The 14,177-nt window shown below is 42.4% G+C and carries 13 protein-coding genes; 5 read left to right on the top strand and 8 right to left on the bottom strand.

All coding sequences use genetic code 11. The features are described 5' to 3' along the window. Window positions 1-146: 146 nt before the first annotated feature. Window positions 147-338: a hypothetical protein gene (locus AAAA73_RS07335; protein ID WP_340597551.1), complete on the top strand. Its 192-nt coding sequence runs from the start codon at window positions 147-149 to the stop codon at window positions 336-338. Beyond that, window positions 292-1,971 (top strand): recombinase family protein, encoded by a 1,680-nt coding sequence (locus AAAA73_RS07330; RefSeq protein ID WP_340597550.1) that lies wholly within the window; start codon window positions 292-294, stop codon window positions 1,969-1,971. The genes AAAA73_RS07335 and AAAA73_RS07330 overlap by 47 nt, the downstream gene beginning before the upstream one ends. Window positions 1,972-2,031: 60 nt before the next feature. On the opposite strand, the gene AAAA73_RS07325 is transcribed toward AAAA73_RS07330, so the two are convergent. Further along, entirely contained in the window at window positions 2,032-2,904 is an 873-nt protein-coding gene (locus AAAA73_RS07325) for a hypothetical protein (protein WP_340597549.1), read from the bottom strand. 128 nt (window positions 2,905-3,032) lie between these two features. Between AAAA73_RS07325 and AAAA73_RS07320 the strand changes: the two genes are divergently transcribed. Beyond that, entirely contained in the window at window positions 3,033-3,986 is a 954-nt protein-coding gene (locus tag AAAA73_RS07320; RefSeq protein WP_340597548.1) for an SOS response-associated peptidase family protein, read from the top strand. A gap of 672 nt (window positions 3,987-4,658) precedes the next feature. After that, complete coding sequence (locus AAAA73_RS07315; RefSeq protein WP_340597547.1) at window positions 4,659-4,868, top strand: hypothetical protein; 210 nt, start codon at window positions 4,659-4,661, stop codon at window positions 4,866-4,868. A 365-nt stretch (window positions 4,869-5,233) separates the two neighbouring features. Here the strand turns inward: AAAA73_RS07315 and AAAA73_RS07310 are convergent, their stop codons facing one another. The 5 genes from AAAA73_RS07310 to AAAA73_RS07290 form a co-directional block, all read right to left on the bottom strand. Continuing rightward, window positions 5,234-5,776 (bottom strand): toll/interleukin-1 receptor domain-containing protein, encoded by a 543-nt coding sequence (locus AAAA73_RS07310; protein WP_340597546.1) that lies wholly within the window; start codon window positions 5,774-5,776, stop codon window positions 5,234-5,236. Window positions 5,777-5,780: 4 nt separating this feature from the next. Continuing rightward, a complete protein-coding gene (locus tag AAAA73_RS07305; RefSeq protein ID WP_340597545.1) occupies window positions 5,781-7,238 on the bottom strand; it encodes an SIR2 family protein in 1,458 nt (485 codons plus the stop codon). A 3-nt stretch (window positions 7,239-7,241) separates the two neighbouring features. Further along, complete coding sequence (locus tag AAAA73_RS07300) at window positions 7,242-7,733, bottom strand: TIR domain-containing protein (protein ID WP_340597544.1); 492 nt, start codon at window positions 7,731-7,733, stop codon at window positions 7,242-7,244. 131 nt (window positions 7,734-7,864) lie between these two features. Then, window positions 7,865-8,638 carry a hypothetical protein gene (locus AAAA73_RS07295; RefSeq protein ID WP_340597543.1) on the bottom strand — a complete coding sequence of 258 codons (774 nt, stop codon included), beginning with the start codon at window positions 8,636-8,638 and terminating at the stop codon, window positions 7,865-7,867. Window positions 8,639-8,661: 23 nt separating this feature from the next. Further along, on the bottom strand, window positions 8,662-10,605 hold the full coding sequence (locus tag AAAA73_RS07290) for a hypothetical protein (RefSeq protein WP_340597542.1): 1,944 nt from the start codon (window positions 10,603-10,605) through the stop codon (window positions 8,662-8,664). A gap of 149 nt (window positions 10,606-10,754) precedes the next feature. Here AAAA73_RS07290 and AAAA73_RS07285 point away from each other — a divergent pair, with 149 nt between their 5' ends. Beyond that, window positions 10,755-12,002 carry a HEPN/Toprim-associated domain-containing protein gene (locus AAAA73_RS07285; protein ID WP_340597541.1) on the top strand — a complete coding sequence of 416 codons (1,248 nt, stop codon included), beginning with the start codon at window positions 10,755-10,757 and terminating at the stop codon, window positions 12,000-12,002. A gap of 449 nt (window positions 12,003-12,451) precedes the next feature. On the opposite strand, the gene AAAA73_RS07280 is transcribed toward AAAA73_RS07285, so the two are convergent. Beyond that, the gene (locus tag AAAA73_RS07280) at window positions 12,452-12,811 is read right to left on the bottom strand and encodes a hypothetical protein (protein ID WP_340597540.1); all 360 of its coding nucleotides are present in this window, start codon (window positions 12,809-12,811) and stop codon (window positions 12,452-12,454) included. Further along, complete coding sequence (locus tag AAAA73_RS07275) at window positions 12,812-14,116, bottom strand: RCC1 domain-containing protein (protein WP_340597539.1); 1,305 nt, start codon at window positions 14,114-14,116, stop codon at window positions 12,812-12,814. It abuts the gene before it with no gap. Between the last annotated feature and the right edge of the window lie 61 nt (window positions 14,117-14,177).

The raw sequence follows: 14,177 nt of genomic DNA, 5'->3' as shown, positions 1-14,177 counted from the left end.
GGTTCCCTGGAAAACTTTTAGACAAGTGCGACAAATTTTACCCCCTCGGGGTGATCTGTATCGTCGTTTTTTATCGTTCAAATCCCGCAGTTTTATGGTTCATATTGGTAAAGACCTTTTGGATTTCATTCCAAAAGGAGTACCTAATGCCTGCAAACAAGCGCGGTCCAAAGCCCAAGCCCTACAAAATCATCTTAAAAAAGTCAGAAAAAGCTATTTCAGAGCTGGAATTAGCAAGAGTCGAAAAAATTCTGCATGCGATCTTGGTAAAGGCCCAAGAGGAGGTTGCTAATGACAGCAAAACTTTCTCTGGCAGTTTACTGCAGAGTGTCGTCTGACGAGCAAAGAACCGGTGGGAATATCCATCGCCAAATAGAGCAAGCAGCAATTGAGTTGAAGAGACTAGGGCTCTTAGACGGTGGGAGTACAACCCTCTACGCGAGGTCAGCTGGCGAAGCTTTAAGTGATCAATACTTTATTGATGAAGCGTACAACCTTGAGGAAATCCGTGAGGGTACCGCATTTTACCAGCTCTTACAGCTTTGTAGAGATAGAGAAATCAACGGCATCTACGTAGATAATATAGATCGTATATTTAGAGCTCGTTCGCACAGTGTTCGCGGTCAAATCATGGATTTGATCGAGGAGCACGAAGTTCAGATCTATACTCCGACTGGTCATGTGAATAGTGGTTTGGTTTTGCAGTTCATGTCTGCAATTGGTGCGGAGGATAAAAAGCAGACACTCAGAAAGCTGCACATCGGGAAGAAATTTAAAGTTCAAAACAATGGACGTCCGCCTAATGGCAGAGCCTTCTGGGGGTATGAATTTGATAAGATCCAGAATGTATGGAGTGTAGTGCCTTATGAGGCGCAAGCCGTACGTTGGGCAGTGGCATTAGCTTCAGGCAACACCACAGGCGACATGCCTGCTTCTTTGAAGTTGTTGGTGGAAAAGAATGCTTTCGGGGTGTCCGATAAGGAGGTGATTTCTGCACTAGAGTTGGCGGGAGTAAATCTTCTAAGCTACTTCAGAAGAAGCAATTTCAGAGTGGCAGCACAAAAGAACCCACTTGGTAGATTGCCGCGTAACTGGCTAACGAATATTTACCGTGATGATAGATATACAGGAGAGCACGTGTATCATCTCAAGCATGTAGCGCAAGTAGGTAAGAAACAAAATTCCGAAGTAGCTCGGGAGAAAATCACCGTTAAGATTCCGGCGATTGTCTCGCCGGAAGACTGGGCCTTAGCAAAGCAAGCTCGTCTTGGAAGAGCATGTGTGACGCCGAGACATGCCGTTCAGGAGTATCTACTGCAGGGGAATGTTTATTGTGGAACTTGCGGCAGAAAAATGGGTGTTAGAGCAAGACACAATGACTTCTATAAGCAATCAACCAAATCCATTGAAAAGAGTGTAGCAAAGTACTACGCGTGTCAGACCAAGAAAAATGGTCTACATGAGGCATGTGATCATCGTAAATACCATGTAAGTGATTCCATTGATAAGATCGTATGGGAAAGAGTTGAGCATTACCTGAAGAATGACGTAATAGATCTTGTTCATCAGAAGAAAAAGTCCACGGAATTTCTAAGAAGAGAGTTAGATCGGCTGCAGGCGGATCTAGAAGTTTTACTGGCAGATCAGAAGAAGCTTAATACTGAGAGAAATAATCTTGTTTCGTTGTTAGGAAGAGGGATTCTCACTGAGGAAGATTGGACGATGCAAAAAAATCGTATTGATGACGAGAAGTCGAAGCTGGATAAGGTCGCTAAGCAAGTCCAAGATTGTATTAGAATTCAAACCAAAAAAATCAGCAGTAATCAGAATCGCATCAACCCTTTGGACAGCGTGAGAGGATTTATTGGTGAAAGTATAAGTTTTGACCATAGAAAGGCGATCGTCTCTGCACTGCTAGAGAGAGTGGTGGTTTACCCTGATCAACGTGTGGAGATCTTGCTAAAAAGCTAGGGACAAAAGGTGATTCCGGTCTCAGACCAATGATCCTTATCCGGCTTATCCTGAATAGCATCACTTTTTGATTTTCAGGATGGGAAATCTAACAGCCCATTCTGAATCGCTAATTCCCACGTGAAAACTATCTAGGCCTCGAACACAAAGAAATAGACCGGATGCGATTTTAGCGATTGTTTCAAATTTATCTAGTGTTGCAATGTGGATTGATGTTCCCGTTAATAATAAACCAAACACCAGCTCTGCTAATCCGTACTTCCATCTCCATTTGAATCGACAAAAATATAAAATAAAGGGAAGTGTTAAAATTCCACTATAGATCAACCCATCTATTGGAATAGAAGTTAAAAATGTTTGGATCTTATCCCAACCAGTGACAGAAACTATCGCTGCGAAGACTGCAAGCAATGCATTGATGACGTCAAACGCTAGTCGCTTGCTTGATTCTTTCTTTGCATTTTCAATATCACCCTTTACGCCTGAATCCTGATGAATGGAGTCTATCTTTTCTTGAAATTCTCGTACCGGTAATGTTAGCTTTTCTCTTCCCGCAAGACGAAACGCGGTGGAGATTCTCGCATCATCAGTGACAAGATATACCTCACTGTCGGGATTTGCTTTCTGAAGAGCGTCTGTATACAGAATCAGTTGTCGATCTAGAGCCTCTTTGCCCGTCGGGATGTCCGAAGGTGTATTAAGGAGCAATGGATCTAAACTTTCTAGAATTCGGATTGATGTACCCACAACCTTATTTTCAATCATTGAAATTAAGGTTTTTCCGAAAGAAGGTTTATTCAGTTGAATATACTCCTCGAGTTCTTTTCGCACACCCGGGAGGATAATTATTTTTTGATGGAGACTAGAGGTTGCAAGAACTTGGGGGAACTTTAGTAGGGCATTAACATCTAGGATGAATGTTTGGTCTTTCATTGTAAAACAGTAAATTATTTATAGGGTTATTACAAATTGGTTCTAGATTTTGCGTTGGTGAACGTTTCAATTTAGCCTTTGGTAGGAATCTAAATTTATGCTGTAATTTGTCTATGTGTTATAGCGCCATGGTAAAGCAACAAATTAGAAAACTTGGTATCAAATACGACGCACGAATCGACTATGAACTATTTCAAGAGATGTTTTATCGTCGTTTAACTGATGAGCGTATTAAGATTTGCAAAGCACTTGAGGCTGAATTTGATCATCCTGAAAACAACGAAGACAAAGAGATTTCAAAACTAATTCAAGCGTACAGAAAGTTGAAGCTCAAAGATCTTGAAGAGCATTTACGCTTTCAGGGTAAGCGTATGCACGCGGCAGAACTGAGTCTGTCGGTGAAAGAAACCAAGAAAGCCTTAAATGAAAAGCGCATTTCGACGGATAAGATCGAGTACTACTCGCAACGGATTAAAGGAATTCAGCGAACTGAGTTGATTCCCACGGATTCAAGAGTTTTTCCAATGACATTTGCTCCAATCATCGTCCGTGAGAACGACCAAAACATCATCAAGTTAGCTCGATACCATTGTCGACCTTCCGATAAGCCCGAATCAATTGATGTAAAGTATAATGGTCTTTACAACGCCAGAAGAGACAACCTTGGCAATGCATTTTGGAAGGACCTCTATCTTCATAAACATGGATTCTTCGTCGTTGAGAGCTTCTATGAGAATGTATCCAAGGCGGACTACGAACGCCGTTCGTTAAAGGATGGAGAGAAGGACACAAATATGGTTCTTCAGTTTAGTCCCAAAGATCGTTCGGACTTACTAATTGCATGCCTTTATGACTATTGGGAGTCTGGTCCGTCTGATGGGTTTTACTCCTTTGCTGCGCTCACTCATGAGCCAACGTCCGAGGTACGGGAAGCTGGGCATGATCGTCTAATTATCGCTTTGCAGGAGCAAAATTTGGGAGTTTGGATGGAGCCCGAACGCTATGGGAGTAGGGCCATAGAAACTGTTTTGGATAGTCCTGCATCACATGTGTATGAACATGTCATATCGTCAGGTGCCTAACTGGTCGCCAGAATGAATGATTTTGCAACGGCTTGAATCTCGCTGAACTTTACCGTTCTCACGAAACCAGTGTGAACTCTGCTAAGTACAGTTCTGGTGCTATAGATTGTAAATAGATCACCACCCTCATGCTTTATTTCGATATGGCATCCTGGGTGTTTTTCCAATTCATATCTTAAACCACCCAGTAAAGCATTTCGTTGGCGATTCTGGGGAAGGGTAGGTGGTATTACCACCTCACTCTCCACTAGGATCTTTAATGACGACGCAGAGGCACCTTTAAAGAGCTGTGCCCTTATCTTATTTATGGCTGCCTCATGGTGTATTTGAAGTGTTTCCTGATTCAAACATCAACTCCATGGTTTCCGATTGGGGGGGGGACCAATGAATACTCAATAACTAATCTAGAAGATGTATTCAAGCTTCAGATCGAATTAGTTCAATATGAAAGAGTAATTCATACTTTTTACGGTATTTTCCTTCGGCCATAGCATATCCAGTTGAGGAAAGCCTTTCTTTATCCGGTAAGGAGTAGGGGGAGGGTCTCAAACTATTTATGAGAAATACGCCCCTTCGCCACCAAGATAACCAGAAATAGGGGATATAATACTTCGTTTGAATATGAATCTTGAAGGTAGATAGTCTGCTTTCAAAAACGTCCCGGAGGACAACATGGCAGCGAAAAAAGCCGTGAAACAAGCGCAGCCCAGGAAGCAGCTGCGAGAAACAACAATAACGGTTGTGAGCTTCCCGCAACCGCAACAACCAAATACCGTCGTCAGAGTTGATCTGGCGACACTGATGACGGTTGTATTTGCTCTTTACGAGTTCTTGGAAAGGCATCCAGTAATATTAGATACGGTGATGCAATTCTTTAGGTGAGCAGGTAACAGACTACTGAATTCTGAATAAATACAGTGTCTGTTATCGGCTTCCTAAAAGCAATAGTAGAGCAAAATTGAACAAATATTTCCGAGAGGTACCCTCGGAAATATTCTAATGAAGTTTACTTAAAGATTTTGTCTTCGAGGGGGCGGAGCTTTGCCCTTCGATTGACTCTATAAAGTTTTGAATGGCAACGAGTCGAAAGTACTCGACCCACATATCATTCTGAATTGCCGCAAGTCGGAGAGTTTTTATTATTTCGGATAGTTCGTTCACACTTCACCTCTATTGTTGTTCCTTTGCAACAAATCAGACGGAATCGAAGACGAATAGATTATTGAATGAGTTCATTTTCCGGACGACTAAGGCATCAACCAATGGCGGATTGTTTTCTGTGCACCTGTTTGTGGATCATTTACCAAGATAGTGGTGCCGGTCTTTGATATATATGGATACAGTCCAAGATATTCCTGACCTTGATATGATGTAGAGTTGTCGTCCACAACCGGAAGAATTGCAACGCGTGAAGTGCGTGCATCCATAAATCCTAGTTCCCAAGGCATCCACTTTGAATCCGAAGAGTTTTGTGACGTAATGAAGATCAAGCTCTTACTTTGTTTCATGCGCTTCCTAAGGATTTCAGCAGTTTTAATAGTGACTTTTCCTCTATCCAAACCTTTGTCAACCTGCCAGTCGATATAGACGCTCAGACCTTCTCCGCGAAGCTCGTCAGCAAGTATTGCAATTTCATCTGCATCTAAATAACGGTGCGAGAGAAAAACGTCAAAGTTGGAACTTTCATTTAAGGTAATAAGTCCTCTTACAAATCTGTCCTCTGCCATGCTTTTAGTAAGAGATTTGTTCAATGCTTTTGCTTTAAGTTCTGATTTTTTGTATAGAGCCATAGAATTATTCCTGTGTGATCAAATCAATAATATTTAAAATTGCTTTAGTAACTTGGTTGGGCGTGGAATCTGTATTTCCCAGCTTTTTGAACTGGGCCCGGATTTTTGTATTGTCTCCGTAAAATAATTTAAAATTTGTTTCAACTTCATTCCAAAGCTGTTCGGACATCCATCCAGTGACGCCCACAGGAATCAGCTTAATTCCAAGTTGTCTGGCAATTTCAAATTCTTTCCTTACTCCAGGAGCATTTACAATGCCGCCATTTTCGTGAAGTTTGCTGCCGAAGACAAAGACGGCTACACCTACATTTTTCAGCATACTCTTTCGGTACTCTTGCCACATGGATGTTAGTTCTCGGGGGGTAGTGGCAAACTGAGGAAATGGCTTCAATACAAGTTTGTCGCCTAGTTCTTGGCCGGTCTCATCCGAAAACTGCAAGGCACCATTGATTACAGCGCTGCCCACGCCATCGCCAAAACCTGAAGCCACATCATAGCCCTTTTTTACTAATTCATAGGCAAGACCGTGAATGAACTTCTGGGACTTGAGGTCTGAAGACCAATGTGGAGAATAAGCTCCAGTAAATGCACTGCCTGAAATAAAAACTCTATGACGCTTAAACTTGCTCTGTATCTTTTTTAGAATTGCAGTGACGGCACCGAAATCACTAAGAAGCAGTGTTTTGATTCCATATCTTTTCAGATCATCAACTTGTAGTTTTTGTTTATTCTCGTCGTATCGAAAGTCACCGATTTTGACGTAGTCTTTCCTCTGAACTTTCCTCATGAGACAGTAGTGTTGCCGTTGATTTTGGTTGCCGAGTAATATTCTGACTCTACTAAGAATGTAATTGATGTTTGGATCAGAGAAGCTAAATCCAAGAAAGAGGAAAGTTTTATTAACCAAGTCCCCTTGAAGTGCAGTCGTAAACAGGCTTCGATTCTCTGAGAACGATTCGTAGTCATCTCTCGTTAAGACTGCTTGGCTTGGCGCGGATGCATCTCCATGCATTTTGTAGACAACGACAGATCGACCAGCCCTAGTAAGTGGTAATTGGCTGTGATTGTGTTTTACGTCCGCAACTTTTCCTGCATGAGTAAAGGCATCTTCAATTAAGGTGTCGTAGTTCGTTGTCCAAACCGTTTTGAAGGGGAGGGATGCGATGATCTCGTGGCTTTTTGAAGGCTTTGCTTTCTGCGAGAAAGTATTTAGTAACTGATGATTAATTTTATTACGATTGCCAGTACTGTTAATGTGGTACTGCGCTACTGCTACCAAATCAGATTCTTTATTGACGTCCAAGTTCACGTCTTTTGCAATGTCCCTAAGGAGTTCCTTCCAGTTTACAAATCCTGACGGGATAGAGAGCCCCGCGCCAGCAAACAGCGCAGCATTATCTTCTCTCAGGGCTAGTACGAAATCTTCTACAAAACGTTCAACTTCTTGTGGGCTGCTAATCATAGACTAGTACTTCCCTCTGATGGCAATTGCTTCTTCAATCCAATGTTCAATGTTCGCCTTGATGTGAGCGTAGACTTCTTTACTGTCCCAGTGTGGGGGATCGTAGGCTTTAACGATATTGTTGAAAGGAGTTCCATTGATGTTGAAATATGAGAAAGGATTGACCCCTTTTGTAGTTTGATTTCCACCAGAATCTTTTAAATTGTGGATATGAATTCCCACAACACCTTTTCCGGATGCCCACGCTTTCTGAATTTCGTAATTGATCCACTTTCGACCGTAAGTATCTTTGCCGATAAGGACTACTGCACAGGATCTGCCTTGAAGTTGGTCGTCTATCCATTTTTGAATAGCGGCATCGCCGCCCTTTTTTACTGTTTCCCAGTCGTTATCACGAATGGACTGATTTCCTTCAATGACACCCATATTTCTGACTTGTGATACACGGAATGCATCTACTAAATAATGAAAGCTGTAGAATACGTTTCTCGCCAAGCTGAACTCCCTTGTAAATAAACAAATAGTATTTATTTTGGAGTCAAAAATCACTCAAACCTAAAAGAATTGGACCTTCATCGAAGGTTCTTGATAGGGGCGCCAGTACGGATGGCGCCCAAGCACAACGCTTACTTTTTCACAGAGCTTTCGATTTGCTTCGCTGTGGCCTGAAGTGCCTCACTTAGATTTTGGGAAATCCATTCAAGGGCAAGTTGCTTTTGCTTCTCTTGCGCCGCCACTTTATCCAGAATCTCGTCGATTCCTAAATGAGTTTTAAAGTGCAATTGCTCATTCTCAGCTTTTAATTTTGCAATGCTTTCTTCAAGGCGTAGGTTTCTTAGATCAGAATCCGTATTGTAGTTTTGATCTTTAATGCGTCTCAGAGTTGCAAAGTGTTTTTCACAATTGTCTAGATATTCAGTGTAAATATCCGTCGATGAAGACCCTTCGGTTCTATCTGGAGTATGGCCCAACACTAGCGCTTGGATCTCAATTGAGTCGCTTCCATCGTAGTATGTAGCGATCGAACGTACTAAGATGTTTCTAAAACGGTGAGTTGTAAAAGCCTTATTTGTCTCTCCTTCCAGCAGTTTTTCAAAGCTCATGTTAGCTTTAAACCATTTGCACGAGGTTCTTTTGATGTCATCGGCGAGTGTTGAAACATTTAAAGTAAAGATTTTTTGACCATGCTTAATGTTTTGTGCTGCGAGATGCATCAGTAAAAACTCGTCGCAAAGCGTACTCAAAGGAACCAAATAGCTTAAGTCTACCTTTCTATTCTCGCCTTGTTGAAAGAGTGCAAGACATGTGATTTCACCTAAGTATTTGTCTTTATAGGTTTTTGGGAAAATACAAGATTCGGTGTCTTCATTTAAAAGCGGAGCATAATCATAGTAAATCAAAGAATCACTTTCAGAGCGAAATCTTAACCCCCAAATGCTTGGAGCGCATAAGCCGTATACTTTTCTAAGCTTCTTTTTTCATCTTGGGAAAGGGTGTTCGGATTTTTATCCAGTAATCCACCAGTTCTATACGTCCCATATAAATCTTGCACCGCACCTGTTTTGCGATTGCCGCAGGGTTTGCCATGACCAACGGTTAATAAGTTTTCATAGATGAGTTTGTAGTGTTCAGGAGTTGCCAGTGATTTTTTAACTGATCTTTTTCCTTCTCTGCATTTTTCGTCAGCCAAAGCAGCTGCTCTGAAGTCCTGCATAATCAGAGGGAAGAAAGCGCTCCATGATCCATCTAGTGAATTAAATACGGGTTTGTAGCGATTAAGATCGAGTTGTTCCAGATTGCGGTCACCGCAGCCTTCGATTGAATCCAAACAGCGATTCTCAAATTGATCGAACGTTTCCGCAGAACAGTATTTCCACTTATTCTTTTGAGATGAATAGGTTACTAAAGCTTGTGATATTCCTTTTAGTCCGCGCAAAATGCCTAGGTTACGTTGGTGTTTGGACGCGAGTGCGGCTGCCGCAATGAAGTCTGACGGCAGGACGTCAGTAAATTTATGGACATCTCTTGTGCTCAGCTGGGCCATAATCAAACGATATAGGTCCAACTGTTGTTTGTAGTCCTTACGCTTGGAGATGCTTTTATCCAAGACTTGGGCAATGTTGAGTTGAAACCAAGCATTTTGATCATCTGTTAACTGATGAATGGTCTCGATTTTGTTGGACTCGAAGTAGGGTGGCACTTTGAATTTAAATTCCTGTCCCAGCCACCAAAAGAACTTTTTGCTGCGTGATTTGTCGCCATCAGAAACCTCTCCACTGTAATTGAGAAACGCGATTTTCTCTAAACCTTTGGTAGATTTAAGTTCGTCTGCAGTTTGAATTCCAGCAAGCTTAATTGCCTTGCGGGCGGCAGATGCAACGCTTTTGGAGTCTTCGTTGCTTGTACCAGTCGTTTGATACAATCTCAGAAGATCTTCGATTTCTGGATTAAACGATGAATATCTTGTCGCACGTGTGCGAATGGGGTTGCTTGTACGTTCAAAGATCAGTCTTGCAACGCCACGTATTTTTGAAGCATCCGAGAGATGGTAACCTGTTTCTAGATGTTCCAGCCATTCGTTGAACTGGCCAATGACTTCCGATTTAAGGTGTAGAACTTTGATTGACCATGGATCTTTTAGTCTATGGACTCCAGACTTTACGTCGCTGGAGTAAGTATCTTTCAGGAATTCAATGTAGTGGCGAGTTAATGCGCTTAATGTTTGCTTCAAGGATTGTGGCGTTAAAAGCTTACCAAGTGCTGGTCTATAATCTTCAAGCGTTAAACCAGTTAACTCTTCCCAGTTTGATACTTGCGGCATGATGTCTTTACGATATTCACGCTGTCTGTAGCGAATTGCTTCTAGAACTTCTAGCATTGTGAAGCCTTCAGGCAAGGGCTCCAATAAGCGCTTTTCCAGTTCCTTCTCGCTTAATAGGCTGGTGTGACCAACTTTACTGTCTTTAATTGAGGCATACAAATTTTCAAACCATGGGGTCTTGAAACGGTCTGTCTGTTTCACTTTGAAACCCTTCTTAGACTTCTTAGTCTTTTCAGCTACTTGAGTAACATTTGAAGTGTCTTCTTTATTATAATGGCCATCCGTGTCAATATCAACAGAAAGGTGAAGTAATGGGCGACGAGATTCATGAAATTCATTGATATTGATCTCTGTAACCTCTTGAATTTCCTCTTTGTTCTCATCTTGAGACACATTATCCGAAGCCGTCTCTAGCTCCTCATTCGCTGGAGTTAATCCTGGGTACTCCTGGAAACTCTTTGCCGGGCGACCCTCTGCTTGGCTGTCACGTTGTTCTTTAATACCGATTAGTTTGAATGGCTTGTTCGATTCTGTGGACTTGTTCATGTTGTAGTCCTCCTTTTCAAAGCCTTTACCAACTTCGTTCCAAAAAAATTCTGCTCTGATGAACTTTTCTGTCTTTTTTTAAATTATTTTTGTTTTCATGATATCTAAGTCCCCATGGATCTTTTTTTAGAAGGTCTAGTCGGAGGTTGATGGTGGGAAGCTGGTGCGGTCTGTATTTTGGAAACGAAGAGGTTTTAAGCAGTAAGTCTTATCCAATCACCACAGATTTTTTTACTCCCCAAGATAAGGTCATCTCGACAGAAAACACAGAAGACGGGGAGTCTGTTGTCTATAAATATACAGTACCTATCTTTACGGCTATTGAGAGGCTCCAAGCATGCGGCGCTACGTTAGATGCCGGACGTGAATCATTTGAAAGATATAAAGCGGAAGTGATTGCAGATTTTGAATCGCGCCTTGCTGATCAAGACAGATACACGGATGTTGCAAAGATTGAAAAGAGTTTGGAACTTATAAAGGTCATTGATTTTGATGCGTGGGGAAAGCTCATTCAGAGATATATGGCAGGGGAGAAAACCTCAAATCCCGAGCCTTTTACATACATCTTTTATGTTGAAAATGAGATTGATTTTTTGTTCCTTGAACACAGTGACTTTAATGATTACGGGCTTTCAAGTTTAGATAACAACGCATTTCTTGCAATTTTATCAACATTTCCAGACAAGCTGGGAACGTTTGTGACCATGGAATATAGCGAACTCGTACATGGAGGATATGTTGATGCAGAAGAAGATCTGTCGAGCAATTCACCTCAATCGAAAACCGTCATCCTTACGGAGGGCGTGACTGATAGACGATACATTGAAGCATCTTTGCAAATTCTTAAGCCACATTTAGCAAGTTGTTATTCTTTCTTGGACTTTGAAGAGAATAAACTTCAGGGCAGTGCTTCGTCTCTGATTCACACAATCAAAGCGCTATCCGCAGCGGGAATTAGTAATGATATCGTAGCCGTCTTTGATAACGACACAGCGGCTAAAGACTCAATGAAGTATCTTAAGGAGTTAAAACTACGCAAAAACATCAGAATCGTGTCACTTCCAGATATTGATCTTTTGAAAAACTACCCGACAGTTGGCCCACAAGGGTCAGTTGATATGGACGTGAATGGTCTTGCCGGAAGCATTGAGCTATATTTTCCGGTCGAGGCATTGAGGCATCAATTGGGCATGTTCCATCCAGTTATTTGGAAGGGGTTCATCGAAGGACAGAAAAAGTATCAGGGGGAAGTATCCAGAAAGGCAGATATCCAGGCTAGCTTTGATAAAATTCTTTTGGATATCAAGGACGGACGATCTTCAGTAGCCAGCTACGATTTTGGTAACATGATGAAGGTTTTGGAAACCATTTGTGGTTTCAGTTTTCACAAAGCTTGAGCTATTTTAGGGGAGATTTTCGCAAGGCAGTAACAGTTGCTGGCGTATTGTTTGTCCTATCTCCATCAAAATCAGCTTCTATGGTTAGGCTAGGAAGTTCGCTCGTAAGATCAATTTCATAATAAACCTTTGAAGCGGAAGAGTCGAAATAACCTATGTTGCTGATCTTTTCCGAAGAGATCATGTATTCAGTTATCGGTAATACACCGGAATCTGAAACAACTGTGGCTGAGACAAATGCAGCTCCATTGTTTAGCTTGGTAACCTGAAACTGCTTGATGAATGTTTTTATCCCAATGGAAGCGTCGGTCGAAATAAAGTTCGGATCAAAGGTATCTGTTGAGTAAGAGAAAACTTCTTTGAGTGATCCAAGCTCACTAAGAGAGTATACCCTGGGAGAAGCTGGTGAGCATCCCAAGCAAAATAGTGCCCCTATTAGAAGGCAAACTTTATTGTTTATGAATCGTAAGGGAGGCACATTCATTCTTAAACATTTCTATTGGTTGGCAACCACCATCGGTTGATAGTACTTTTCCGACCTTATCGGCCAAGGCGACGCAAACACAAAAGCGAGATTTTACATTTGCGTTGAAGCTATTTTTCGCAGTGATATCCGCAACCACTAAGCTTCTGCCATTCTCCTTTGACAGCACTTTGATTGAGTCCCAAGAAGCGGAGCTTGGGTCTTTTAACTCTTGCCGGATTAGGTCGTATGCTAGAGCCCCTTCTTTTCCTCCCATGGAACTGAGTTGCATATTGTAGATAAGAACACCTATCGCTAACACTATGAACACTATGAAATTACCCATCTAGTTCCCTTTAACCACAAAAACTGGGGTGGTATGGTCAACTTGGTCAATGTTGCCGAGTTGGTAATATCCATTGTCACCCGAGCACTTAACTTTGCTGTTCGCTACAATTGCGCAGGAGTGACTGATGCTGACAGATATTGACGAGACTGTGTTGGAAGAGTAGGCGGCTACTGGACTTGGCTGGTTGGAGACATTACCTGTGCCTAGTTCTCCGCTTGTATTCCAGCCTGCACATTTTGCAGATCCCCCAGGCAGAACTGCGCAAGTTGAGTAAGTGCCTGCGGATATCGAAACCGCGTTTTGAAGTTCTGGAATTGTTACGGCAGACGGTCGATCAGTATTTGAACCATCGCCAAGTTGGTAGCTATAGTTTTGGCCGATACATTTTACTGAGCCATCGGCGATTCTTGCACAAGTATGCAACGCACCCGCTGTGATCTCTAGGGCTCCGGCAAAGTCTTGGATCTCGACGGGCGTGTTTCGGTAAGGAGAATTGGAAAGACTAAGTGATCCATAGCCAAGATAGCCAGTGCAAACAACCTTTTGGTTTGAGAGTAATGCACAGGTGTTGCTCGTTCCGAATACAATTTGTGTTGCTCCAGCAAAGCCAGGAACTGTTACGGCAGAGCTTCTGTCATTGTAGTCACCCAAACCGAGAGTCCCGAGACCATTCGCTCCCGTACACTTAACGGAGTTGTCATTGAAAATTGCACATGTTGTAAACGGGCCAGTGTAAATAGATTTTGCACCTTGAAAACCTGATACGGTCACTGGAGTTGCACGATCTGTGGTGTCTCCTAAACCCAATTGACCATAATTATTTCGACCGCCACATTTAACGCTATTATCAGACATAATTGCGCACATGTGAGCACCTAGTGCGATATCTTTTGCACCTTGGAAGACAGTTACTTCAGTGGGAACTGAAAATGCTGAAGATGTTCCGCTACCAAAATACCCTGTTCCAAAACACTTAACTTTGTCCTCTAAGGTGATCACGCATGTGCCAGAACCACCAGTATTTCGTAGAAGCTTGGCTTTTAGAATGGCAACTTCGCAGGTTGAACCAGTCTTTTCATAAGCGGTATCGCAAACTAGAGCAGCTGCAATTTTATTTTGACCAGCTTGAGTACCAGTATCGAAGTGCCCACCCAACGCGACGCCAACAGTGGCTTTGCCGCCTACAGCACCCTCAATGGCAATGTCAATTGAGCCAGCTGGTGACTGATAAGAGCGCTTGGGGAGCAGAAGATGCGGGTGGGCATAGAGCATTGGATACAGAATTTCCGGTTGTTGTTTCAATACAACTTAGGATGGCGGTCGCCGCTACTTCTACAGTCCCGTCTCCGATGGCTAGAGAGGG

The organism is Bdellovibrio sp. GT3 (assembly GCF_037996765.1).
In the GTDB taxonomy this organism is placed as follows: Bacteria; Bdellovibrionota; Bdellovibrionia; order Bdellovibrionales; family Bdellovibrionaceae; genus Bdellovibrio.
Note: the sequence above shows the minus strand (reverse complement) of the source record. Positions and strands in the feature narration are given on the sequence as shown.